Raw genomic sequence first — 24,631 nt, forward strand, 5'->3', positions numbered from 1 at the left:
CCTTAGGAGCCTGTATGAAAGTTACTCTGGATCTCGATAAATTACTCAGCGACGGAAAGATTTCCGAAGAGGAGTTTACCCGCCTGAAAGTCCTGTCGGCTGAATCCACTTCTTTATTGGCATTTAACATTCTGATCGGCTTTGGAGTAATTGCCGTCAGCGGAGCGACCCTGGCGCTGGTTCCAGCAGCGACCACGGCGATTGGAATCGGCGCCTTTGTTCTGATTGCCGGCTTGGGACTCTTAAACAGCAATCTGTCACAATGGCGTTTGTTGGCCAATATCTGTGTTCTGACCGGTTCTCTTATGATGGGCGGCGGGATTATCGCCGAGTACCGAGGTGCTCTGGAAGCGATTTTAGTCGTTAGCGCTGTCTTTGCTGCTGCGGCAGTTTTGGCTAAAAGTTCGTTGCTGACGGTTTTGGCGGTTTTGATGCTCTCCGCAAGCATAGGCGCCAGAACCGGTTATTTTCATGCCAGCTATTTTCTGGTGATTCAAGAGCCATTGATGACGATTGTGTTGTTCTCTTTGTTGGCTACAGGACTGTATTTTCTATCGCAAAAGCTTTCCTCAGACTTCCAGCGATTGGCGATCGTTGCTTCCAGAACTTCGGTGTTTTTAGTGAATTTCGGTTTCTGGGTCGGTTCCCTGTGGGGCGAGCGTTCAGCGAGTAGGGAAATTATAGTTTCCGACACCGTTCTTGCAGTCGCCTGGGCGTTGGCGCTTCTGGCGGCGGCCGTATGGGCCTGGAAAAACAATTCGCGTTGGATGCTCAATACTACGGCGGTTTTCGCCGGGATTCATTTTTATACCCAGTGGTTTGAGCATCTGGACGTCACGCCGGGAAGCGTCTTGCTTGCCGGATTGGTTACTTTGGGCGCTGGACTGTGGCTGAGGACTCTGAAAAAGAGCGAGCCCTCTTAAGCAGACTGAATTTTTTATGCAGTTTCCAATAATCGTTTAAGTTTCCGGCCGCCGGTGATTTCGAAGCCCTCCCGCTGGTAAAAGGCCAGGGTTTGATCAAACTCAGGAAGCGAAGGTGTTGTCACCTCTAAGCGCTTCCAGCCCTGTGTGCATCCATAGTCGACAACCTTCTGTATGAGCATTTTGCCTACGCCTTTGCGGCGATATTCCGGTTTGACATAAAATTCGGCCAGTGTGCCGAAATGGCCTTCGGCATAGAGTGCGTAGCTCGGGTAAAGGCTGGCGAAGCCGATGAATTGCCGATCGATTTTGGCTGCAATGACTCGGTAGTGCCCTTCGGCAATAAACTCGCGCAAGCGTTGTACGGTTTCGTGTTCGTCAAAGCAAAAAGCCGCCTGACCGGTTTTTTGCATGATTTCCTGCAAAAGCTCACCGGTAAGCGCGGCGATTTCTTTCGCGTCGTCCTTGCCTACTTGCAGAAATTGAATTTGATTCATATTGAACCGTCCTTGCTCCAAATTAGCGCCTGTTCAACCTCTGGCTGGTGCAACTTCAGCGGGTTTTTCCCTCTGAAAATGAACACAACTATGCGCCATTGCGGCTATTTGTATGACAGCACAGCGCTTTTAGAAGGGTTGGCACGTTTTCTGGTAAGGCTGTGCAAAACAATAATCAGAGGTTTTTAGCTCATCCTAGTTTGTGGCGGGATGGGCTTTTTTTGTATCCGAAATTAGCGTGTCTGTTCCCAGTCAGGATAGCCATCGGCCATTCGGCTGGCGTCAAAATCATGCTGCCTGAGGTTTTCCACCGCTTCGTACGACCATAGGCAATAAGGCCCGCGGCAATACACGATGATCGGCTTGTCCCGGGAGAGATCTTCGATCTGGTCGCCGAGTTCCTCGATGGGAATATTGATGGCACCGTCTATATGTCCGGCCTGATACTCATCTTCCGGTCTTACATCAAGCAGAGTGATGCTTTCGGCCTGTAATGCCTTTTTGATCTCTCCAGGGTTAAAGGGCGTTAGCGGTGCCCGAGGCTGAAGTTTTTCATTAAGAATCGTGGAGACTTCGGCCATTTGCCTCTCGGCAATATTTCGCATCGTCTGTACCAGCGTCACGATATCCGGGTCGCTGAGGCGGTAAATACGCTGCTTTCCCTGAGTTTCGCAAACGACCAGACCGCTCTGTTTAAGGTGTTGTAAATGCTTGGAGACATTCGCAAGGCTTAAATTGAGTTTTTGACTCAAGGTTTCCACTTGAGTGGGAGCCTGCGCCAGAATGTCGAGTATAAGCAGGCGATTGGCATGACCCATGGATTTGCCGATCTGCGCCAATTGTTCAAATAAACATCGTTTTAGATTATCGGTTGTCATTCTGCTTTAAGGTCATTGGTCATGAAATAGTAAATCCCGGGGAAGCCGGGTTTCCTGTGAAAAGAAAGCAATAAGCGGCTCTCCACAATATAGCGACCGAAGCATGTCTTGTCGACCCTGCTTTTGCCTCAATCTGGAAAGGGGAATTTGACAATCCAGAAATCTGCCACTAACATTCAACCAGTTAGTTGAATGAGGGCAGTTAAATGCAAGATTCTGCGTTAACCGGGCGTTACTTTGAGAACGGAATTCGCTGTAACCTGCCGCAGTTTTTGCATCAGTTACTACAGGTCTTTCTGGTCGGATCTATGATCGGACTGACGCGCACGGTGCTTCCGGGACTGTCTTCTACAGAATTCGGTTTGGCCGAGCAGCAGTTTATATTGCTTACCGCGTTTGTCGTGGTGTTCGGTTTTATCAAGGCGGTGATGAACTTGCTGGCGGGGCGGATGTCCGAGCGTTTCGGGCGGAAAAATATACTGATTCTCGGGTGGATAGCGGCATTGCCGATTCCGGTTTTGTTCTATTTCGCCGATAACTGGTATTGGATTTTAGCGGCCACTCTGTTTCTGGGGTTAAATCAGGGGTTAAGTTGGTCGATGGCGCTTAACAGTAAACTGGATTTGGCTAAGCCCACTCAGAGGGGGCTGGTTAACGGTTTAAATGAATTTTCCGGTTATGCTGCCGTTGGCTTGGCCGGATTGCTTGCCGCAGCGGCGGTTGAATGGCTGGGGGCGCATTTGGCGTTGGGTATTTTATCGGCGCTCACTCTGTTTGCCGGTTTATATCTGGCGGTTTTTCACATTGTCGAAACCAGGCCTTGGGCTGAAGGCAATGGCGTCAGTCAATCGACTTCCCGACGACAAAGCCGGCCTCTAAACACGTTGTTTGCCTACGCCACTCTGCGATACTCTCCGCTTGTTGCGCTGAACCAGGCGGGCATGGTTGAGAAGTTTGTCGATGCGTTGGTTTGGGTGCTTCTGCCGGTTTATTTGCTCAGTCGGGAGTTGTCGCTGATTCAAGCCAGCGCTATTATTTCAGTTTACGGCGTCGTTTGGGGAGCCTCCCAGTTAGTAACAGGTCCTTTATCGGATAGAATAGGTCGTAAGCCTCTCATTGTGGCTGGAATGTGGCTATGTGCGCTGGGCGTCTGGGCGATTATTCACAGCCATGACAGCGGGTGGTGGACGCTGGAAGCCGCTCTGATTGGTCTTGGGATGGCAATGCTTTATCCGACTCTGGGTGCAGCCGTGGCCGATCATGCAGACGCTCAGGAAAGAGCAACGATTTTAGGCGTTTACCGGTTCTGGCGCGATTTCGGTTATGCAATCGGCGCCTTGATTATGGGACTGGCAGCTCAGTTTACCGGACGCTTGGAAAGCGCTTTTGAACTGGTTGCGGTCGCGATGGTAATTTCGGGTCTTTGGGTTTGGCTTAAAGTCCCTCGTAAACAGATTCATTAAGTGGCAGGTAAACCTATGTCGAGTCAATTAGAATTTCAGGCATTGAAAGAACATTTGCAGACTGTGATTGTCGGGCAAGAAGCGCTTCTCGATAAAATGATGGTCGCACTTCTGACCGGCGGGCATGTCCTGCTGGAGGGGCCGCCAGGGCTGGCTAAAACGACCGCGGTTAAGGCGCTGGCACAGGGCGTTCATGCCGCTTTCCAGCGTATCCAGTTTACTCCTGACCTGATGCCGGGCGATGTGATCGGCTCGGAAATTCTGGATAAAGAGAGCGGTGCTTTACGCTTTGTTCCGGGGCCGATTTTCCACGATATTATTCTGGCCGACGAGATTAACCGTGCGCCGCCGAAAGTGCAGTCGGCGCTGTTGGAGGCGATGGCGGAAAAACAGGTAACGGCCGGCGGTAAGACGCGCGCCTTGCCGGAGACGTTTTTGGTTCTGGCCACTCAGAACCCGCTTGAGCAGAACGGAACCTACCCTTTACCTGAGGCGCAGCTCGACCGTTTTATGTTGCACCTGTTATTGGATTACCCAGATCAGGAAGATGAACTGGAAATTCTGCGTCGCGACCGCAAACGCCACTTCGGCGAAGATCAGGATAACTACCAGAGCGCCTTAACACCGCAACAGGTGATGCAGGCGCGTCATCAGGTTTCGGAACAATATGTTTCCGAGCCTGTCGAAGCGTATATGGTGGCGTTGGTGACCGCCACCCGCCGTCTTGGAGAGCTGGATCCCGAGATGGAGGAAGTGTTGAAAATCGGTGCCTCGCCGCGTGCTTCTCTGGCTTTGTTACATGCCAGCTGTGCCTGGGCATGGCTGGATGGTCGGGATTTCGTCACGCCGGACGATGTGCAGCAGATGCTGCCGGATGTTCTGCGGCACCGAATTATCCTAAGCTTTGGTGCCTATGCCAGTGGCTGGAGCGCGGATAAAATCATCCAGCGTTTGATCGAATTGGTCGCCATCCCGGAAACGGATTGACTGTCAGCATGAAACCGTTGGATTCACAGTCGTTTAAGGCGTTGTTAAATCAGCTGGATGCCTGGAATATGCAGCCGGACTGGGGGCAAAAGCTCTCGTCGCAGTCCTTGCAGGGGCCGCAGAACAGTCGCATGCATGGCAGCGGAAGTGAATTCGCGGAAAGCCGTCCCTATGCGCATGGGGACGAGATCCGCCATCTTGATTGGCGTTTGATGGCGCGCAGCGGCGAAGCCTTTAGCCGTCGCTTTGAAGAACAGCGCCAGGCGGAATGGGTGATCGCTGTCGATATGCGTGAACCGATGTGGTTCGGAACCCGTCGTCAATTCAAGGTTTCTCAGGCATTGAATCTGGTCGCAATGATCGCTTGGCAGGCGCAAAGACATAATGTCAGTCTGCAGCTCTGGGCTTTCGGTGATCGTTTACTGCGCATTCCTCTGACACAGTTAAGCGGCCAGAGCCTGGTGCTTTCCTGTCTGCAGTCATTGAATCATTCGAAGTCCGAGTGGCTTGCCGCAGGCCAACGTCCGGTGAGCCTGTCCAAAGCGATGAATGAACTCTTTACGCATACCGATGCCGGAGCGAGTGTCTTTATTGTCAGCGATCTGCATGACTTTACCGAAAATGCCGAGTTCGCCAAGCAGCTAATCGCCTGGCGACAGCGTTTGACGCTGAATTTTCTATGGTTGTATGATCCGGCGGAAGTCGCTTTACCGGCCGTTCCCGGATTGCAGTTGCTCGGTTCTATGGGTAAGGCGCTTCGTCTCGATCGCTTGTTGGAACGCAAAGCTTATCAGCACTGGGCGCAGTCGCACTATGCCCGGATCGAGGAAGCCTTGATAAAAAACGGCGCCCGTTTTGCGGCGGCTTCCAGCGAAACGCCCCTGCAACAGTTGGCAAGGGTTTATCTGCAGTTAACCGCCCATAATCAAGGCGTTTTGGCGGCCCAACAGTCGACACTTTCCGAACGAGGGACGACGAATGGCTGAACTTATCGATATCGAAGCGCCTTTTCTTCCCGTGCCGGCGCTTGCGGAAAGCGCATCGACATTTTGGTGGTGGATACTGCCGGCATTAATGATGTTTGGCCTGATCTGGCTGCTGAGAAGTCGCAGTTTCCGACACTGGCGTCGTTTACTTGCCTGGAGAAGCGAAGACGGTGTCTGGGTTCTGTTTTATCTGCTGCAGCCTTTAAAACGGAATAATTCCCTGTTGAACCCTTCTTTGCGGGAGCGACTGCAAATGGTGCTGCAACAATTGGGCACTTTAGGGAGTCAGTCGCAGACTTTGACCCCGGCACAGAAAGTGGAACTGGATCGCTTGGGCGGGGTTGCCAGACGCCTTTACTGGCGTTGCCTCTGGTCGACTTATTTCGGGCGTCAGAAAGTGCGTTTAAAGCACGGGCTAAGACATTTTTCGCTAAAAGCCCGTTCGGAGAGACAGGATGGCTGATTGGTTGGAATTGACACAGAACTGGTGGCAATCGTGGCATTTTGCTGCGCCCCAACTACTCTGGTTGGGCGCTTTTCTGCCTGTCTGGTGGTTATGGCGCGGGTTGGTCAGCAAACGCGATCTGCAAGATGATCTCGGGGATTGGCGTGATTGGCACTTTTCGAGAATTATCAGCGCCAAACATAGCCTTTTAGCGCAGATGCAGGCAAATTCACTGCCTGCGGAAGTGGCAAAAGAAGGCGAGAAACAGTTAAAAACCTGGCAGGCGTTGCTTCTGTTTACACTGCGCTTTGCTTTATTGTTGAGTCTGTTATTCGTTTTGGCTCAGCCGCAAAAAGCGTTACCGCCTGAACCTTTGGTGCAGCAGAAAACGGTGCGCGATCTGTTGTTTGTGGTTGAGGCCTCGGCATCCTTTTTATTGAACGATTATCAGCAAGATGGCAAGCCCCAGACGCGAATGCAGGCGGTTCAGCAGGTTTTGGATCAGTTTATTGAACAACTCCCCGGTAACCGTTTCGCGATTACCGTTTATGCGCAAAGTGCATTTAACCTGCTGCCTTTGAGTGCGGATCAGCAGGCCGCACGTCTTTATCTGCAACGTCTGAGACCCTATCTGGCCGGGCGCACCGACGAGGCTATGGCGGAAGCTTTGGGGCTGGCGCTCAAGCAGACCCAGTCCGCCAATCTGGCTTTGGAGCAAATGCCTGAGCGTAAACGGGTGTTGATTCTGATTAGCGATGGCGATAACCAGCCGAGCCGTCTGCCGGTCGAGCAGGCGCTTGATTACGCGCAGTTGCTGCAGGTTCCGATTTATACCATTGGTGTGGGTGCGACGGATGAACGGGCTGACAAACGCGAGTTCAGCGGCTTGCTGTATCAGCCTTTGAAGGCGGATCTGCTACGAACCATCGCCGCACAGAGCGGAGGCCAGTTTTACCAGATTGGCAGTGGCCTGGATCTGCGGGAAGTTCTGCACAAGATTGATCAGGCGGAAGGTGTACCGTGGCAGGCGCCTCCGAAGAAACGGGCTTTTATGCCTTTGTATCCGCAGTTTCTTTGGCTGAGTTTATTGCTCTTTGTCGCCTACCTTTCGGTTCTGGTTCTGACGAGATCGGCATCGCATGACGAGGAGGGGGCAAGATGATCGGGCTGGAGTGGTTAAGTTGGCGTCAGCCGGCGTTTTTACTCGCGCTTTTTATGCCGTTGTTGCTTTTGCTTTGGCGTCGTTTCAAGGAGCAGAGCTCGCAACAATCCTATGCGGATAAACATCTCTGGCCGAACCTCAAGGTCTCTGGCCCAATGCGTCGAGGATACCGTCGCTTTGCGCTCTTTTCGCCATTGACGCTGTTGATTCTGGCGTGGAGCAGTCTGGTGATTGCCATGGCGGGTCCGAAAATCTATCAGCAAAGCACCGACAGTCAATCCTTGCAGGGGGTTGATATTATGCTGGTTCTGGATTTATCGCGGTCAATGCTGGCATCGGAACCGGGGCAGCCGAGCCGGTTCGAAAATGCCCGTCGTTTGGCTCAGAGTTTCAGTAAAAAACTGCAGCCACAGGATCGCGTCGGCTTACTGGCATTTTCCGGAAGTGCGCATCTGGTGAGCCCTCTGGCGTTTGACAAGTCGCTGATTGTCGAGGATCTGGAATTGCTTTATCCCGGTTTGGTTCCGTTGGACGGCTCATGGCTGGAACCGGCGATTATCCGCGGATTACAGCATTTAGAGCATAATCAGATCGGTTCGTCGCTGAGCGAAAAAATTCAAAACCGTGCTCGTGCTCTGGTGGTTTTCAGTGATGGAGCCGAACCTTTCCTGAAACCGGTCGAACTGTCGCAGGACCTTAAAGCGCTACCGCTGCAAGATTGGCTTCAGGAGGATTTGAACCATTTGTGGCTGTTAGGATTCGGTTCTTTGCAGCCGCAAGCCGTACCGGATGCCGGACATCCTTCCGGCGTGCTGCACCATTTCGGTCTTCCGGTGAATTCGGCTTTGCAGGAGGGCAGTCTTCGTCAATGGACGGAAAAAGCGAAACATGCAGATTACTGGCGCAGTGACGGGAGCCTGACTCCTTTGCTCGAGCACCTGGATGAATTGCGCGAATCTTCCCGAGAGCAGTCTGTTCAGGCACAGCAGTGGTTATGGTTGGATGTCGGGCCTTGGTTTGTCGGCGTGGCGCTTGTTTTGCTGGCGATGGTTTTTATGCCGCAGAGCCTCTGGATCGGTTTCTTTGTGATCGCGATTGCTCTGTTAAGTACACAGGTATTTGCCTCCGAAGAAGAGCGGGACGCTTTCCAGCTCTATCAGCAACAGGAATTTGTACAATCCCAGCAGGCGTATGCTGCTTTGGCCGCGGAACGCGCGCAACAGCCGAACGAGTTTTCGGCTTGGTTCGGTGCCGGCGCGGCCGCTTATAAGGCGCAGGATTATGCCGCTGCCGTGCGTTATTTTCGACAAGCCGCCTGGTTAGCCGACAATGACGATCTGCGCGCCAAAGCATTGTTTAATCTCGGCAACAGTTACTATCTGGCCTTTCTCCCGACACCGGCTGTGGAAGCGTTCGAACAAGCTTTGTTGTATCGCTCTCCCTATGCCGAAGCCGAGCATAATCTGGTGTTGGCCAAGCAGCGCCGCGAAGAGGAGTTGACCATGCGTCGCAAAAAACAGGACGGAGACGATGCTGAAGGCGAATCCAGCGGAAGAGGCGAACAGCAGGATGGAGCCTTTTATGGCGGACAGAAGCCAAACAGTTCTCAGTCCGATGAAGAGGGGTTTGGGGCCGATGGTGACGCGATGGGCGGCGAGCGGAATGGCGATAAACCGCCGCTTCCCGAACAGGGCGATTACGCTCTCTATCAGCTTGAAAGCGGCAGTAAGGATTTTGTGGCCGGCTCCGCCGGACGCGCAGAATCAGCTGCCGTGCAGATACAACGTCAGGAGAGCCGTTTGAAAAATGCCCGTCAGTTTGCCGCGGAAGTAGCGGCATTGGAAACTCAGCAGCGCCGCCTGCTCAAACGGCTGTTTGAAGCAGAAGCCGGTTTTCATGCCGAACAGGATGAGACTCATGCTATTCCGGGAATTCAGCCATGGTAAGAGTGTATTTCTTTTTGCTTTCTGTGTTGCTGACGCTTCCTGCTCAAGCGGTTTCGATTGAACTGCAGAAGGCACAGGTACCTTTCGGTGAGGCGGTTGTCGTCAGAATAAAGACGCAGGAAAACGAGGTGTTGCAGCACTATTTGCAGAATCTGCCGCGCGAAGCATGGGCCAGAGATTTTGTTATTGAGTTGCACACGAACAGCCAAAACCGAGCAGCTTACTATCTGTATGCCTATGAGCCTGGGTCATACCGGCTTGCGCAAGGTGGAATCTTTCAGGGGGCGGATGTGCAGGTGCTGCCGAATTCTTTGATTGATGTCCAGTGGTTACCGGTTGCATCCGGAGTGGTGTATCAGAAACAGGCGTGGCCGTGGGAGGTTAAGGTCAAGCTGAACGATCCAAGCTTACGGGTTCAGCTTCAGGGATTTATAGGCAGTGATCTGCAGTCTAATCCCAAGGACTTAAAGGTTGATTTGCAGGGGCAGAGTCTGCTTGCCGGTGATTTGCATGGAACCTTACGAAGTTGGTATCAATATGAGCTGCCGCAGGAAGGCTTGTCTCAGGGGGCAACTCGCGCTTATTCCCCCGCCTTGCAAGTGGATCACGGTAAACGTCATCCATGGAAGTTTTTTGCACGTCCGCTCGAAATGCAATGGAAGCCCTTGCCCGGGTTTTTACCGCCTCAGGTTATGATCGGGGCAATCCATTTTCAACCGCAGCCATTGCCTTTATGGGCGAAACAGGGCGATCTGCTGTACTGGCAGTGGGCATTGGACGGTGTGCAGATGGGGCGACAGGCGTTAAATCTCGCACTATTACAGATGTTGGCTGCGCAGCCGAGAAACGGGCAGCTTGAGTGGTTTGCACCGGAAATTACCTATCAGGATAAGGATCCTGGCAAGGTTGTGATCAGAGTTCCGATTCGATTACGGGCGGCGGGAAATATTGTTCTGCCTCAATGGACTTGGCGTTATTTCGATACCGAAAGCGGCAAGTTGCAGGTAGTGACGCCGCAAAGGGGTTCGCTATGGAGTTTTGCGTCCTGGCAACTCTATCTTACAGCCACCGTTGCCTTAGGATTTGTCATTGGGTTGCTGGCGGTTGTAACCTTAGTTATTCATTTCTACCGGATGAAACGGACCGTTTTGCGCAAGGTTGCCGAACTTGAATCTACTGGACAGAGTCAGGCATTGTGGCGGCAAACCGAACGGTGGCTTGCCTGTGATTCTATTCGTTCATGGGGGCAGTGGCAGCAGTCAACCGGAGTAGACCTTGAAGTGGTTGAGGCTTTGCAGCGCGGGTTGTATGCAAACGCCGGCAAAGGCAAACAACCTTTGCCGCTGGATGCGCTTTGCAAAGAACTGCACAAGCTGAACTGGACGCGCAGAATTCTGCGCGCTTATTTGAAAGACATGCTACAGCCACTGGTTAAGCAGGTTTACAGAAGCTGATGACTGCGTGTTTCAGCTGAAGTTTTTAATCAATTTATGGTATTTACGCCAAGCGATAAACGCGGCATAGGCGACAAATCCGATAATCACCGCATAGCCGCTGTAGGCAAGCCCGCTGGAAAAGGTATTTTCACGGAATATGCTGGGAATAATCAGCAAAATACCGATAAAAATGCCGATCGAAGCGGTTTTCCAAGCAACCTTAAGGATGCTTTTTAAAAGAAGTTGTTTGTGTTGCTTGGAGCCCAGTTCCATATCAGCCTCGTTAAATATTTTGGTTGACCCAGTTTGTAAAATTGCCCAAATCCATCGCCCCCGAGATGCGGGTAACTTCCTGACCGCTTTTGAAAATTGCCAGTGTCGGGATGGAGCGGATTCCGTATTGCATGGCAGTCTGCTGTTCGGTTTCGGTATTAATCTTGATAAAACGCGCTTTGGGTTCCAGATTAGCCGCGGCTTGGGCGAATACTGGAGCAAAGCCTTGGCATGGACCGCACCAAGGTGCCCAGAAATCGACGATCAACGGTTGATCGGTTTTTTGCAGAGCACGGGTAAATTGCGCGCCATTCATTTCAAGCGGTTTTCCGGTAAACAGCGCCTGTTTGCACTTCCCGCATTTTGCACTGTTTTGCAGTTTCTCGTCGGCGACACGGTTCAAGCCGCCGCAGTGAGGACACATAATAATCATATCGAGTCTCCAGAATACAAAGTTCGTCCCCTTTATATAGGGTCATTGAGGCTCTTTGCAAGTGGGCTTGGACGGATATTGTACCCAGTCCGGTTTCGGACTTTCGTGTTTACTGGCCGCATAGCCCTTGTCGACAAAACCATGCAGAGTCAGATCATGGCTGTGGATTAATTCGACAAGCTTGGGGTCGTCACTAGTCAAAACGGCTTCAACCCCGCCTTTAATCATATGGTATTCCATATTGATCTGGTCTTTGTATTCAAACAGCGCGGCAAACAGAGGGTCCCAGGAACGAATTGCACGGCCTTTGGAGAATCGTTTTTCCATACCGACAACATGCTTCTGTAAAACTTTGGCTAAATGCGGGTTTTCCGAAGTGGTTTGCGCCTTAATCCCGTTTTCCAGTTTGACGGTCTGACGTTGCAGTTGTTGATGTTCTTCCAGCAGTTCTTTGAAAAGCGCCTGATCTTTAAGGTGCTCGGCATCGGTTCCACGGCCGAACTGGTATTGATGTTGGGTTTCGTTCATAGGATCCTCTTGTTTTAGAGAATGATTAGTGATTTGCAAAGTATAGCGGTAAAGAAGGGATAAAAAAAAGCGCGGTATTTGGCCTTACCGCGCTTTTACTGAGGAGCAATCAAACCTACAAATTAGGGGAGAGTAAGTTTGAAAAAGACTACAAAACTAGCCAACTTAAATAGGAATCTCTGTTTAAGTTGAGATCAGTTTACTGGGATTTCCTAGAGCAAGCAATCCACAAAACTTGAAGAAGTATTGAGGAAGTATTAAAACTTATAAGTATATAAACAATTTCTATCAAACTATAAAAGTGCGCAGCAAATATGTAGTTTTCTGATTGCTTGTTTGCAGTACTACCGATAATTACACCTAATCCTTACCAATTAAGTCAAGTAAAGTTCTCGATTGTTTTATTGTGCTTGCGGCACTTAACGGACTCCTTTATCGAGCGTTTATTTAAAGGAGTAACCGAGTGACTAGGGCAGTTATATAACGGGGTCGGTGTTAAAGACAGGTAAGTTGAGCGTTTTTTAAGCACTGTCAGGCAGTCACGTTGGCTGCACTTTTTCATCAGCAGTAAATCGACGGTAAATTCGTTTGTGATTTTTTGCTGTTTTTACAGTGCGTTAAGTTATCTGTTTTTCAATTAAATAATTTATATTGCCTATTATTTAAAAAATTTAATGCTATATAAAAAATAAAATCGTAAAAAACTGTTTTTACTTAAGTTATTGATATTTATGAATATAACTGAGAAAAACGGCCTGTTTTCAGGAAATTGTGTAAATTTTTTTTACTTATTGTCCTTAAGGACAGTAGAGACAATTTACGTCAGTGAGTAAGATAGGTTCCAATCTCGAGAAGAAAGGCTTCTAACCTTCTAAATTATTGACTACGAAGCGAAAAATAAACAGCCACTTCTGAGTGAGTTTAAATAAAAAATAATTGGAGTTTTACTCATGGCAACAGAACTACTACTTAATAACCCGATTGGCCAAATGCTGTACGGCGATATTGGAAATTTCGATAATACAGATGATAGCCCTCGTATGAATACAGCGCTTTTCGAAGGTGTTAACCTTCTGAATAGCATTGCGGGTACAGGCTACACTGGAGCGACTGCAACAGACAACTCTACAAATGTAATGGACTTCTTCGAATTGATGCGAGGAATTCCTATGTTTGATATGGCGATGTATCTGAATAATCAGTTCATGCCGACTGCAGATGTATTAATCAAATTGGAAGGGATTCTGAACTCACTTCCTATCGTCAGCACGCATGTTCTTCCAATGCTTGCTCCTGAACGTACTCAAGATGAATTTGGTGGCGACGCACTTGGCGCAACAATCGGTGTACTGAAGTCTTTCCCGACTTTGGAAGGTCCTGTTGACATGGTTCTGCAAAATCTTCAGGCTGACCCGCTATTGGCGGATCAGGTAGACGTACTGACTACCTTCCTGCACGACTTCTCATTCGCAGGTAACCTGATCGGTGGAACGGTACCTGCTGGAAGCCCGCTAAGCTCACATGGCGAAAATGGTGGAGATACTTTTGGCCTAGTGGTTGACTTTGCTTCATCCGTTCCAGTTGTTGGCGATGTAGTCTCGACAATTATTCCTGATGTCTTCCCGAATGCAATGGGCGGTGATGTACAGGCGCTTGCTGGTGTTCTTCACTCTACAATTCCTGGCTATATCGTTGTGGACGCGCTAATCGGCGAAGAAGGATTTATTTCCGGTCTTATGCATGGCGAAGTGAATACAGATGCGCTTCTAGGCTTGACTGATGTATTGGTCGATGCAGCTCCAGAACTAGGTGGTCTGCTAGGTGGAACCGGTTTGATCTCCGGTGGTGCTTCTGCAGACGCTTCTGGTGAAAGTTCAGCAGGTTTGAACCTTCTTGGTGCTCTGGACCTATCTTCAAACTCTGCTTTGAACTTGGGTTCTCTGACTTCCATGCTTGATTTTGCTTAATTTTTAAGCAGCGTTCCCGGCCCTAATACTTGGGCTGGGACGTTTCAATCGCCTTAACCATTCTTTTTGCTATGGGTCTTGATTCGTCAAGCAGGGTCTATAGCAAAAAACACAAAAATAATAACGATAAAATCATTGTTGGAGAACGAAATGGCTATTCAAATCGGGGTTGTTAAGTCTATTGCTGGGGTAGCGAAGGCAATCGATCCAAAAACCGGAACAGAAAGAATATTAACCGTCGGTAGCCCTGTTTATCAGGGAGAGGTATTGCAAACCGCAGATGCGTCCCAGCTTATGGTCGATATGAAGAACGGCGAGTTGATTACTCTGGGTCGTTTAACTTCCCTGACATTGGATTCCGACGTGACCAATGATTCCGGTTCCGACGCCGAGACCGAGATGGCCGCCAGACTTGAAGCGCTGGAAAATGCGATTGCCGACGGGAATCTTGAAGGCATTAACCTGGATGAGCTTGAAGAAGTCGCCGCCGGTGACGAACCGGGTAGTGCCAACGATGGTGGTGTTGTGATCACACGTTTGGGGCTGGAAGGTAATGTTACATCCGGGTTTGATACCAATGGTTTGCCGACAGCAATTTCAAGCGCTGCCGAAAGAGCGGCTTTAGCCGATCAGCCGACTCCAACAGAGCCGCCAACAGAGCCGCCAACAGAACCACCAACAGAACCACCAACAGAGCCACCAGGAACGGATCATGCGCCAAAAGCGTTTATCGTGGATGATGGCGAGACGCTATTGGGGTTGATTGGTGCGAATTATCAGAGCGGGAACTCTGCGGAAACCGGTTTTGCCATCGGTGATATTCTGACTAATGAAACGGTCATCAGCTCATCACTATTCGGCGGTTCTGGTAATACGCCAATTGAGTTAGGTGCTCTGGATCTGATTAATTATCAACCGGATAAGATTTTCTATGTTCAGGATGAAGATGATGATATCCAGAAGATGGAAATGACCATTGATAATGGCGTAGGTGAAGACCTTCTGGGGCTTGGCTACATTATTGGTCGCGAAGAGTTTGTTGCGCCGGATGAAAATGATCCTGAGTATCAGGACTATAACTACGAAGTCAGCGACGATGGCCAGAAAGTTACGGTTACCCGCAAAGATGGCCAGCCGATGTCCGATGAAGAAGCCAATCATGCAATGGGTGGTGTGCAGCGCGAGGATACCAGTACCCTGGGTCAGCTATTGAACTCGGGTGTTATTATCGGCTCTCAATACACGCTCTATGTTGAAGACAGCAAGGGCTTGAATGATACGGCTACCTCTTCGCAGTTCCTGGATATCAGTTTGCTGCAGAACGGTACCAATGATGGTCTTTCCGATCTGTTGGATGTACCTTTGTTGAATGTTCTGGATCCGGTGACTAATAACCTGGATAACGCACTGGGCGATATTGATAATGGACTGATGGATGCCGTTCAGGGTGTTGTTTCTACTGTTGATAATGCAACGGATCCTTTGGCCAATGTTTTGGCTCCGGTCGGCGACCTGCTGAACGGAGTTGGTGGCGTGGTCGTTGGTTTGACCGATACTCTCGGTAATGAAACGCCTTTAGGTGATCCGACCTTGGGACAAGAAGTGGCTGGTCTACTCGATACGGTAACGGCTCCGATTACTGATCTGAAAGGACCGGATTTAAGTCAGGGAAATATTGCGACGACCCTGCTAGGTCCTGAGGGAACAGTAGATCAGGTCGTTGCGGCGCTGACGGACATTCTTGATGCTCTTCTAGGGACTCAGCTGAGCGCAATTGACTATGGCGAAGATAACCTAACAACCGATCTTCAAGAATTGCTAACCGGTGATGAAGATCTGTTTGGTACGCTTGTCGGGCTACTTGGCGGCGCACCTGAAGACGGAACTGCCGGTTCAGCCGACCAACTGATTGACGGGCTAACCGATGTTGTCGATCAGCTTTTGGGTACCAATACAGATCTGACAGATGATGCTATCAACCGAATTACAACCGATCTTCAAGAATTGCTGACCGGTGATGAGGACTTGATGGGCACGCTTGCTGGTCTTCTTGGTGGCTACCCGGATCAAGGAACCGCCGGATCGGTTGATCATCTGGTCGATGGTGTAACGGACGTTGTTGATCAGCTTTTGGGAACTGACACCACTTCAACGGACGACGGCCTGAATCTGGTTACAACTGATGTTCAGGAGTTGTTGACCGGTGAAGACGATTTGACTCAGACGGTGACTGACCTGTTGGGCGGTACGCCGGAAGACGGTACAGCCGGATCGGTAGATCAGTTGGTTGGCGGCGTAACGGACGTTGTTGATCAGCTTTTGGGAACCGATACGGGTTCAACGGACGACGGCCTGAATCTGGTTACAACTGATGTTCAACAGCTGTTGACCGGTGAAGATGATCTGACTCAGACGGTAACAGACCTGCTGGGCGGCACGCCGGAAGACGGTACTGCCGGATCGGTAGACCATTTGGTTGGCGGCGTAACAGACGTAGTCGACCAGCTTCTGGGAACCGATACGGGTTCAACGGACGACGGCCTGAATCTGGTTACGACTGATGTTCAGCAGTTGTTGACCGGCGAAGAGGATTTGATTTCTTCGGTTGATGATCTGCTTGGAGGCCATGCCGCCGACGATACGGCCGGTTCAGTCGATCAGCTGGTTGATGGCGTAACAGACGTAGTCGATCAGTTGCTTGGTACGGATACGGAGCAGGTTGATGATCTGTTGAACGAAGTTACAACTCTGGTCAGTGACCTGTTGGGTGGAAATGTTTCTCTTGATGCGGACGCAGGTGCGTCTACTTCCGGTAATGGCGGCTTGCTAAGCCTGAATTTACTGAGCATTAATGACAATGATTTTAATAACGGCTAAGGTTTAGTCGTTTACAAAGATCCCTTGTTGCCCGCTTTAGTTTACTGAAGCGGGTTTTTTTGTTTTTGAACCCTGCCGTTTAAGCGTGGCGGATCTGGATCATCTGGGCGACTTTGTATAGCCAGGCACTGAAGAGAGGCATGCGATTCTGTTGAGCACTGATGACTTCGTTGAGTGAATATTCGCTCAGGGGTTGGCCTAAGACTGCGCAGGCACTTTTAACGAGGTAGTAGAGCTCTTCGGCAGAAAACTTTTTATGAATATCGATGTAGCTGAATTTCGCGATGATGGCCGCTTGCAGTGCCAAAGGCCATTCTTTTTCCTGAATTTTGAAGCGTTTTAACAGTTCAGCATCGCTTTGGCGGTTTTCCCATAGCTCAAGCATCTCTGCCAGAGAGTAAGTGGTGAACAGATGGTCAACCAGATCTCTGGAGTTTGCCGGCAGAGTGTTTCTTAAACTGAACTCGTAGTTTTCGTTGTATAGACTCATTTACGTTCTCTATCGATTCTCAGAATTGAGCAAAGCGAGTAGAATAAGGGTAATTTCGAGCATAGCAGGTTTCTGTTATCGCTTACAACTTAATTTATTTTTGTGAAAGAGTCTTTTATGTCACAGCACCCACTAGCTCAATATCTTGCTCAGGTTCCCGATTTCCCAAAGCCAGGAATACTTTTCAGCGATATCTCGCCTTTATTGAAAACGCACTTCAACGAAACCATTGATGCCATAAGTGATCTTTTTTCCGCAGAGGAATGGGCAAACATTGATTGCATTGCCGGTATTGAGTCGCGGGGCTTTATTTTCGCTTCCGCTCTCGCCTACAAACATAACAAGGGATTTATTAAAGTTCGTAAACCGGGCAAGCTTCCGAATGTTCATGCTTCGGTTGAGTATGATTTGGAGTACGGTACGGATAAATTGGAAATGCAGAAAGGCGACGGTAGTAATCTGATTCTTCTGGATGATTTGATTGCAACGGGCGGATCTATGGGCGCTGCGGCCGAATTATGCGAAAAGGTGGGTTATAAGGTTGTCGGATTGGCCTGTTTGATTGATTTAAAGGCGCTAAACAGTTTTGTTTATAAAGAGATGAGCGTGCGTTCGGTTATGCAGTTTGACGATTAAACGATCATAGTTTGTTTCCGTCTTTAGCAAAAACCCGGAGATTTTATTCTCCGGGTTTTGTTTTTTAGAGCACAGACGGTTTTTAGATCGTTTCCAGATACGTTTTGGCGCGTCCAACCGCTTCCAAAACCTGTTTCGGCGCAGTCCCGCCAAAGTGATCTCGTGCAGCGACCGAACCTTCCAGCGTCAGAACCTCATACACATCCTCGCTGATTTTGTCGCAGAATCCTTGCAGGGTTTCCAACGACATTTCGGACAGATCCTGACCGGTTTTAATCCCGTGAGCGACAGCAAGCCCAACGACTTCATGCGAATCGCGGAATGCCAGTCCTTTGCCGACCAGATAATCTGCCAGATCGGTAGCGGTTGAGAAGCCGCGTTTCGCCGCTTCGTAGGTCATCTCTTTTTTAACGATCATTGCCGGAACCATATCGGCAAAAGCGCGCAGACTGCCTTTAACGGTATCGACCGTATCGAACAAAGGTTCCTTGTCTTCCTGATTGTCTTTGTTGTAAGCCAGAGGTTGCGATTTCATCAGTGTCAGCAGGCTGATCAGATGACCATAAACGCGACCGGTTTTTCCGCGAACCAGTTCCGGTACATCCGGGTTTTTCTTCTGCGGCATAATTGAAGAACCGGTACAAAAACGATCCGGAAGATCAATGAACTGGAATTGCGCCGAAGACCAAAGCACCAGTTCTTCCGAGAAGCGTGACATGTGCATCAGCAGTGTCGCGGCAAAATGGGTGAATTCAATGGCAAAATCACGGTCGGAAACGCCGTCCAGAGAGTTTTCGCTGATACGTTCGAAACCAAGCAGCTCCGCCGTATAATGGCGATCGATCGGGTAGGTTGTCCCAGCAAGTGCCGCTGAACCTAGAGGCATGGTGTTAACGCGCTTGCGACAATCCTGAAGGCGCTCGATATCGCGTTTGATCATTTCAAACCAGGCCAACATATGATGTCCGAAAGTAACCGGCTGAGCGGTTTGCAGGTGGGTAAAGCCAGGCATAATGGTGTGAGCTTCACGTTCAGCCAGCATAATCAAACCTTCCTGCAGACGTTTAAGTTCCGGCAGAATTTCGTCAATTTCATCACGCAGATAGAGACGAATATCGGTTGCGACCTGATCGTTGCGCGAGCGCCCAGTATGCAGTTTCTTACCGGTAATACCGATAAGATTGGTCAAACGGGCCTCGATATTCATGTGAATGTCTTCCTGCTTGATCGACCAGTTAAAGTCACCAGCTTCGATCTCCTGCTGTACCTGACCCAGACCGTCGATGATATCCTGCAGTTCCTTATCGTCCAGAATTCCGACTTTGTTGAGCATTCTGGCATGTGCCATTGAGCCCTGAATATCCTGCTTATACATGCGTTTGTCGAACATGATTGAAGCGGTGAAAGCTTCAACAAAGGCGTCGGTTGATTCGCTAAAGCGTGCGCTGGAGAGTTTTTCTTGATTGTGTTGATTGCTCATAAATGTGCTCAAATTTTTTAAATGAAATTGATTGCTCTTCGCGGCGAGTGGTGACTGCTACATTGAACCTTTCTGTTTTTCCAGAAGTTCCGGAGTCGCCGGTATGCGTTTGTTAAGTCCCATGTTTTTATAGGCTTCGTTAATCCGGCTATGAATCAGGCTGGCGAACAGCGTGATTTCCGAAATACCGACAATGCGTTCCGCGACCTCCTTTCCGTTACCGTCGAAAAACGCGATCGTTGGCGTCAGGTCGGCGTTCAGTTGATAGGCCCACTTGCTTTTGATCATCGGTTTACCGTTCCAGTCGGGTATCGGATCTTTTTCATCAAGACCGACATGGCGCAGATAAACCACTTTTCCTTGATACATGCCGTTGAAAATCATCGGGTTCAGGACTTTTTCTTTTAGAACCTGACAGTATTCGCACCATTCGGCACTGAACAGCAGCAGAATCGGCAACTGCCGGGTCTGAGCCTGCTGTCCGAGAGTCTGCAGATTCTGCAGTTCCGGCAGTCCGTCTGTCTGGGCATAAACAGGCTTGCCGCCGAGGCTGAACGCGAAGCCGGCAACAAATAACAGTAAGCGTTTGGAAACAATGGAAAACATAGCGTTTTTCTGCCTTATGGTTTTGTAAATGCCTAGCCCAAGCGTTTTTCAAGTCTGTGTAATTGTTGTACTATGTAACCCTTTATTTTAGCGAAAACGCTTAAGGGTTTTTCAGTAAAATGGCAAAACTTTAAGTGGTCGTTTTTAAAAAGATGGCACCTGCCGGAAGCCATGCATAGCTTAGGTATCCGGCAAAGATGATATTTTTACTGGTTAGATTGGAAGAGAAATGAGAGAGACACTGCGGATCGCAACACGTAAAAGCCCACTGGCAATGTGGCAGGCCGAATTTGTTAAGGCAGAACTGGAAAAAGCGTACCCGGAGCTGAAAGTCGAACTGCTTCCAATGACTACCAAGGGCGACAAGATCCTGAATGTGCCTCTGGCTAAAATCGGCGGAAAAGGACTTTTCACTAAAGAGCTTGAAGATCGCATGATGGACGGCGATGCGGATATTGCTGTGCATTCGATGAAAGACGTTCCAATGGAATTGCCGGAAGGGTTTGCTTTGGGAGCGATTCTTGAGCGCCACAGCCCGACCGATGCCTTTGTTTCCAATAAATACGCCGCTTTCGAGGAGCTGCCGCAAGGAGCGATTCTCGGAACTTCCAGTCTGCGCCGCAAGGCTCAATTGATGGCCATCCGTCCGGATCTGGATGTTCGCGATCTGCGCGGTAACGTCGGAACGCGTCTTGGCAAACTGGATGCCGGTGAATACGATGCCATCGTTCTGGCGACGTCAGGACTGCAGCGTCTGGAGCTGGACGAGCGTATCCGCCATGAAATCGCGCCGGAAGTCTGTTTGCCAGCGGTTACTCAGGGAACGCTTGGGATCGAATATTTCGCCAAGGATGAAGATGTCAAAGAGATTATTTCGGTGCTTAACCATGAGCCGACTGAAATTCGAACCATTGCCGAACGTGCGATGAACCATCGTCTTGAAGGCGGCTGTCAGGTTCCGATCGGCGTTTTCGCCGAACTGCTTGACGGCGATCGCATTCGAATTCGCGGTCTGGTGGCGAGTCTGGACGGATCTACCGTTATTCAGGATCAGGTCGAAGGCGCGCAATCCGATGCGCATGCTTTGGGAACCCAGTTGGGTGAAATGCTTCTGGATCAGGGGGCGAAAGAAATTCTGCAAGAGGTTTATGCATCGGATCTGCATAAGGGCTGATCGTGATGCTTCGGCTTGCGGATTTGACGCTGTTGAATACCCGTCCGTCGCATCAGGCGACGGAACTTGCGGATCTGTTGCAACGGCATTCGGTCGCGGTGATTCCTTGTCCGACCATGGCGATCGAGTGGCTGCAGGACTTCTCCGTATCGGCGGAACTGGCGGATTACGATCTGGTGATTTTTACCAGTGTCAATGCGATACAGGGATGGCATCAAGCGATCAGTAAAAGCCTGTCCGCACAGGCTACCGCTCCGACTAAAGTACTGGCCATAGGCCGGGCGACCGCCGAAGCCGGTAGAAAACTGGGTTTGCCGATTCAGACTCTGTCCGAGGAACGTTTTGACAGCGAAACTCTGCTGGCGCATCCGAGTATGCAGCAGCTTCAGGGACAAAAGGTTTTGCTTGTCAAAGGCGAAGGCGGTCGCGATCTTTTGCCGACAACCCTTGCTGCCCGTCAGGCGCAGATCTTCAGTTTACCTGTTTATCGCCGCACCGCACTTCCTTTCTGTGAGCAGCAATGGTTGCGTTTCAAGGAAAGCGACCATCCTGTATTATTAATCAGCAGTTATGAAAGTTTTCGCAATCTGCTTCAGGAAGCGGCTGTGGTGTCCCCGCAATATCTCGCTTTCGATAGCTCTGCGTGGGATTTTCTGGAGCTAGCAGTGGTTTTCAGTCAACGGATTGCCGACAATTTACGTCAAAACGGTTGGAACCGGCCGATTGAAGTTTTGCAGACACAGAGTAACCGTGGTGTTTTAGACGCTTTACAAAGCTATATTGAAAAGTCGGCCTTGTGATCTTTTTATGTTGATAACAATCTGAAAGGGACGGCCAAACGGTCTTGACGAGATTTTTGTATGTTTCTCGATCGGGGCTCCTTGTGCACTCAACTTTTTCGCCCTACGGGCATGATCTGGAGCTTTAAGTTATGTCAGATACACAGAATAATAAATCCGACAGTGAAATTATCGAGGCGGAAGTCATTTCTGAATCCGACGCTACCCGGGGTGCCGAGCGCAAAGAGAAGGGGACGGGGCAGTATCGTTCGACAAAGCATGCAGAAAAGCCTCCTGAAGGGCTGATCAGCCGCATTAAGCATCTCCTGTTGCATTTTGCGTTCGCTATCGCGGTGATTCTGGCGTTAATTTTCCTTTATAGCGAGCAGAGCTGGTTATCTAGCCGTTTTGCCACTGTGGATGGTGATTTACAGACGTTGGATCAGAAAATTAGACAGGCGCAGGTGATTGCCGCGGATGCGGAAAAAGCGCGGCAAGAGCAGTTGCAGAGCATTGAGACACTCAGTAAACAAATATCGCAGATCAAAGCTTCCATTGAGGAAAATACGGCGGTTACCCCGGACAGCCTGGCTAAGTTGAGACAGCAACTGGAAGCACAGTTTGAGCAAAAACTTTCCGCTCTTCCTAAGGCTTCGACGGATTCGGTGGATAAGCCGGCGGCGATTGAAGAGGGTCGAATAGAGGCGTTGGAAGTCAAACTGGCGGCATTGCAGTCCGAACAGATCGCGCTTGAGGATAAGCAGGCGCAACCGGCGAGCATGGATAAAAAGGTTGAGCCACTGTCGCTTGACGAACTTAAGACCTGGGCGATCAAAATTAATACTCAATGGTTGTTGCAGGTTCCACAAGAGCAGATCGAGCAGCAATTGCTGGCTTTCAAGCAAGCTTTGCAAGTGATGCCGGTGGCTACCAGCAACTCGTTGTCTTTGCTGTTGGAACAGGATTTGATGCAGCTTAAAGAGCAGCAAGTTGCAGCACAGCAGCAAAAACCGTCGGTAGCTCCTTTACGACAGTTGATTGAGCAGATGCCTGTTCCGAAGACGGATTTTCAAGGTGAGTCCGGCCAATTGCCTGCCGAGCAAAGTGCCTGGGGGGCTTTATTGGAGAAGTTTTCAGGATTGATCAAAATCCAGAAGCGGGAAAGCGAGCAGGTTAGCCATGTTGAGGCTTTGATGCTGCACGAAGTCATTCAGCAGCGCCTGTTGATGGAGATTGATCGGCTGGATTATGCATTGCAGATCGGTTCCGAACCCATGCTTAAACGTTCGATAGAACGTTTGCAGACCGTTGTTGCAGGACAAGCTCCGCAGATTGCCGAAGAGTTCAAGGCGGCACTGGTGCCTGTCAAATCGTTGCGAGGGTGGCAACGTCAGCCGCTGTTGATTACCCAAATCGCTGCAGTGAACCAATAGGAGGCGGTATGAAACTGGTTGTAACCTGGATTCTGGCGCTTTTACTGGCCTCCGCTTTAGCGACGCTCATGCTTTATGACAACGGTATCGTGTCCATGGCATGGGGCGAATGGATCATTGAAACCAGCCTGAGCTTTTTCGTTGCGGCAGTCGTGGTGTTTTTTATTTCCGCTTATGTCCTGATCCGTTTGCTTTTTATCCTCTGGAACCTTCCTAAGTTCTGGCGGAATCATCGTCAAATCCGCCGTATCAGTAAGGCGCAGGACGCCATGACTGAAGGGATGATCGCGCTGGAGTACGGAGAGTGGCATAAGGCGGAAAAGGCTTTAATTCGTAGTGCCCGACAGAGTGAAACGGGATTGGTAAATTATCTCAGTGCGGCGAAAATGGCTCAGAATCAAGGGGCCGATAAGCGTCGTGATCGCTATTTGCAACAGGCGCGGGATGCTTATCCTGAAGAATATATGCTGATCGGTCTGGTTGAGGCGCGTCTGCTGCTGGAAAAAGCGCCGTGGGAAGCACTCGCACTGCTACAGGCATTGCATGAGCAGGAACCGAAACATCAGACGGTATTGCAGGAGTATGCTCAGGTCTTGATACAGCTGCATCAATGGGGTGAACTGGAATCCCTGATGCCTGAGATCAAGCGGAGCAAGGCCTATGTTCGGGAAGAGCTCTGGTCTTTGCAGCGCAAGCTTTGGGCCGGAAAACTCAGTGTGACTAACGATATCGACGAGCTGGATGCGCTTTGGCATCAGTTGAGTTCGAAAGAGCAGCTGGAGCCGGAGATTTTATCCGAATATATCGAACAGCGAATCGGCTTTTCCGAAGAGGTCGGGCTGGAAAAGCTGATCGAAAAGGCGCTTTCCAAGCAGTGGGATAACCGTCTGGTCTATCAGTACGGGAGAATCTCGCTGGGGCCGGCATTCGATCGGCTGAAAAAGGCGGAGAAATGGCTTAAGAGTCAGCCTGACAATGCGATTCTTTTGTTAACTTTGGGGCGTTTGGCATGTTGCAGTCAGATGTGGGCGATGGGAAAAAGTTATCTGAAGCAGAGCCTTAAAATCGAGCCGCAAATCGAGACATTTCATGCTTTGGCCCGCTGCTATGAGGCAGAAGGTCAGGAGTCACAAGCCGCTTTGGTTTATAAGGAAGCGATCGAACAGTTGCAGGAAAAAAATCAGGTGTTGACCTATAAAGAAGACACCGAAAAGAGAGATTAAGGCGGCAGA

Annotated in this window: 23 protein-coding genes; 15 read left to right on the forward strand and 8 right to left on the reverse strand. The window is 50.0% G+C overall.

Annotated elements, in window-relative coordinates:
* Nucleotides 1-14: 14 nt before the first annotated feature.
* On the forward strand, nucleotides 15-923 hold the full coding sequence (locus tag HQN79_RS00535) for a hypothetical protein (protein WP_173283753.1): 909 nt from the start codon (nucleotides 15-17) through the stop codon (nucleotides 921-923).
* A 14-nt stretch (nucleotides 924-937) separates the two neighbouring features.
* On the opposite strand, the gene HQN79_RS00540 is transcribed toward HQN79_RS00535, so the two are convergent.
* Nucleotides 938-1,420 carry a GNAT family N-acetyltransferase gene (locus HQN79_RS00540; protein WP_173283754.1) on the reverse strand — a complete coding sequence of 161 codons (483 nt, stop codon included), beginning with the start codon at nucleotides 1,418-1,420 and terminating at the stop codon, nucleotides 938-940.
* Between the two features lie 233 nt (nucleotides 1,421-1,653).
* Nucleotides 1,654-2,298, reverse strand: a complete 645-nt coding sequence (locus HQN79_RS00545; protein WP_173283755.1) for an ArsR/SmtB family transcription factor — start codon at nucleotides 2,296-2,298, stop codon at nucleotides 1,654-1,656.
* A gap of 206 nt (nucleotides 2,299-2,504) precedes the next feature.
* Here HQN79_RS00545 and HQN79_RS00550 point away from each other — a divergent pair, with 206 nt between their 5' ends.
* The 7 genes from HQN79_RS00550 to HQN79_RS00580 are packed head-to-tail and all read left to right on the forward strand — an operon-like array spanning nucleotide 2,505 to nucleotide 10,741.
* Nucleotides 2,505-3,761, forward strand: a complete 1,257-nt coding sequence (locus HQN79_RS00550; protein WP_173283756.1) for an MFS transporter — start codon at nucleotides 2,505-2,507, stop codon at nucleotides 3,759-3,761.
* 15 nt (nucleotides 3,762-3,776) lie between these two features.
* Complete coding sequence (locus tag HQN79_RS00555; RefSeq protein WP_173283757.1) at nucleotides 3,777-4,748, forward strand: AAA family ATPase; 972 nt, start codon at nucleotides 3,777-3,779, stop codon at nucleotides 4,746-4,748.
* A gap of 8 nt (nucleotides 4,749-4,756) precedes the next feature.
* Complete coding sequence (locus HQN79_RS00560; protein ID WP_173283758.1) at nucleotides 4,757-5,734, forward strand: DUF58 domain-containing protein; 978 nt, start codon at nucleotides 4,757-4,759, stop codon at nucleotides 5,732-5,734.
* Nucleotides 5,727-6,197, forward strand: a complete 471-nt coding sequence (locus HQN79_RS00565) for a hypothetical protein (RefSeq protein WP_173283759.1) — start codon at nucleotides 5,727-5,729, stop codon at nucleotides 6,195-6,197. Before HQN79_RS00560 ends, HQN79_RS00565 begins: the two co-directional genes overlap by 8 nt.
* Entirely contained in the window at nucleotides 6,190-7,341 is a 1,152-nt protein-coding gene (locus HQN79_RS00570; protein ID WP_173283760.1) for a vWA domain-containing protein, read from the forward strand. The genes HQN79_RS00565 and HQN79_RS00570 overlap by 8 nt, the downstream gene beginning before the upstream one ends.
* Complete coding sequence (locus tag HQN79_RS00575) at nucleotides 7,338-9,287, forward strand: vWA domain-containing protein (protein WP_173283761.1); 1,950 nt, start codon at nucleotides 7,338-7,340, stop codon at nucleotides 9,285-9,287. The genes HQN79_RS00570 and HQN79_RS00575 overlap by 4 nt, the downstream gene beginning before the upstream one ends.
* Entirely contained in the window at nucleotides 9,281-10,741 is a 1,461-nt protein-coding gene (locus HQN79_RS00580; protein WP_173283762.1) for a hypothetical protein, read from the forward strand. The genes HQN79_RS00575 and HQN79_RS00580 overlap by 7 nt, the downstream gene beginning before the upstream one ends.
* A gap of 12 nt (nucleotides 10,742-10,753) precedes the next feature.
* Here HQN79_RS00580 and HQN79_RS00585 read toward each other — a convergent pair whose 3' ends face one another.
* The 3 genes from HQN79_RS00585 to HQN79_RS00595 are packed head-to-tail and all read right to left on the reverse strand — an operon-like array spanning nucleotide 10,754 to nucleotide 11,957.
* Nucleotides 10,754-10,996 (reverse strand): hypothetical protein, encoded by a 243-nt coding sequence (locus tag HQN79_RS00585; protein WP_173283763.1) that lies wholly within the window; start codon nucleotides 10,994-10,996, stop codon nucleotides 10,754-10,756.
* Nucleotides 10,997-11,006: 10 nt separating this feature from the next.
* A complete protein-coding gene (gene trxC, locus HQN79_RS00590) occupies nucleotides 11,007-11,429 on the reverse strand; it encodes a thioredoxin TrxC (RefSeq protein ID WP_173283764.1) in 423 nt (140 codons plus the stop codon).
* 42 nt (nucleotides 11,430-11,471) lie between these two features.
* On the reverse strand, nucleotides 11,472-11,957 hold the full coding sequence (locus tag HQN79_RS00595; RefSeq protein ID WP_173283765.1) for a hypothetical protein: 486 nt from the start codon (nucleotides 11,955-11,957) through the stop codon (nucleotides 11,472-11,474).
* A 950-nt stretch (nucleotides 11,958-12,907) separates the two neighbouring features.
* On the opposite strand from HQN79_RS00595, the gene HQN79_RS00600 reads away from it, so the two are divergent.
* Nucleotides 12,908-13,924, forward strand: a complete 1,017-nt coding sequence (locus HQN79_RS00600) for a hypothetical protein (RefSeq protein ID WP_173283766.1) — start codon at nucleotides 12,908-12,910, stop codon at nucleotides 13,922-13,924.
* A 150-nt stretch (nucleotides 13,925-14,074) separates the two neighbouring features.
* Nucleotides 14,075-16,801 (forward strand): retention module-containing protein, encoded by a 2,727-nt coding sequence (locus HQN79_RS00605; RefSeq protein WP_173283767.1) that lies wholly within the window; start codon nucleotides 14,075-14,077, stop codon nucleotides 16,799-16,801.
* 79 nt (nucleotides 16,802-16,880) lie between these two features.
* Here the strand turns inward: HQN79_RS00605 and HQN79_RS00610 are convergent, their stop codons facing one another.
* Nucleotides 16,881-17,291: a hypothetical protein gene (locus HQN79_RS00610; protein WP_173283768.1), complete on the reverse strand. Its 411-nt coding sequence runs from the start codon at nucleotides 17,289-17,291 to the stop codon at nucleotides 16,881-16,883.
* 117 nt (nucleotides 17,292-17,408) lie between these two features.
* On the opposite strand from HQN79_RS00610, the gene HQN79_RS00615 reads away from it, so the two are divergent.
* A complete protein-coding gene (locus HQN79_RS00615) occupies nucleotides 17,409-17,927 on the forward strand; it encodes an adenine phosphoribosyltransferase (protein ID WP_173283769.1) in 519 nt (172 codons plus the stop codon).
* An 82-nt stretch (nucleotides 17,928-18,009) separates the two neighbouring features.
* On the opposite strand, the gene argH is transcribed toward HQN79_RS00615, so the two are convergent.
* A complete protein-coding gene (gene argH / locus HQN79_RS00620; RefSeq protein WP_173283770.1) occupies nucleotides 18,010-19,407 on the reverse strand; it encodes an argininosuccinate lyase in 1,398 nt (465 codons plus the stop codon).
* A 57-nt stretch (nucleotides 19,408-19,464) separates the two neighbouring features.
* Nucleotides 19,465-20,013, reverse strand: a complete 549-nt coding sequence (locus tag HQN79_RS00625; protein WP_173283771.1) for a thioredoxin family protein — start codon at nucleotides 20,011-20,013, stop codon at nucleotides 19,465-19,467.
* A 229-nt stretch (nucleotides 20,014-20,242) separates the two neighbouring features.
* On the opposite strand from HQN79_RS00625, the gene hemC reads away from it, so the two are divergent.
* The 4 genes from hemC (at nucleotide 20,243) to HQN79_RS00645 (ending at nucleotide 24,622) form a co-directional block, all read left to right on the forward strand.
* Nucleotides 20,243-21,187 (forward strand): hydroxymethylbilane synthase, encoded by a 945-nt coding sequence (gene hemC / locus HQN79_RS00630; RefSeq protein ID WP_173283772.1) that lies wholly within the window; start codon nucleotides 20,243-20,245, stop codon nucleotides 21,185-21,187.
* A 5-nt stretch (nucleotides 21,188-21,192) separates the two neighbouring features.
* Nucleotides 21,193-21,987, forward strand: a complete 795-nt coding sequence (locus HQN79_RS00635) for a uroporphyrinogen-III synthase (RefSeq protein WP_238843442.1) — start codon at nucleotides 21,193-21,195, stop codon at nucleotides 21,985-21,987.
* 131 nt (nucleotides 21,988-22,118) lie between these two features.
* Nucleotides 22,119-23,399, forward strand: coding sequence for a hypothetical protein (locus HQN79_RS00640; RefSeq protein ID WP_173283774.1), 1,281 nt, complete (start codon nucleotides 22,119-22,121; stop codon nucleotides 23,397-23,399).
* 8 nt (nucleotides 23,400-23,407) lie between these two features.
* Entirely contained in the window at nucleotides 23,408-24,622 is a 1,215-nt protein-coding gene (locus tag HQN79_RS00645; protein WP_173283775.1) for a heme biosynthesis HemY N-terminal domain-containing protein, read from the forward strand.
* Nucleotides 24,623-24,631: the final 9 nt, after the last annotated feature.

The organism is Thiomicrorhabdus xiamenensis (genome assembly GCF_013282625.1).
Lineage (GTDB): Bacteria > Pseudomonadota > Gammaproteobacteria > Thiomicrospirales > Thiomicrospiraceae > Thiomicrorhabdus > Thiomicrorhabdus xiamenensis.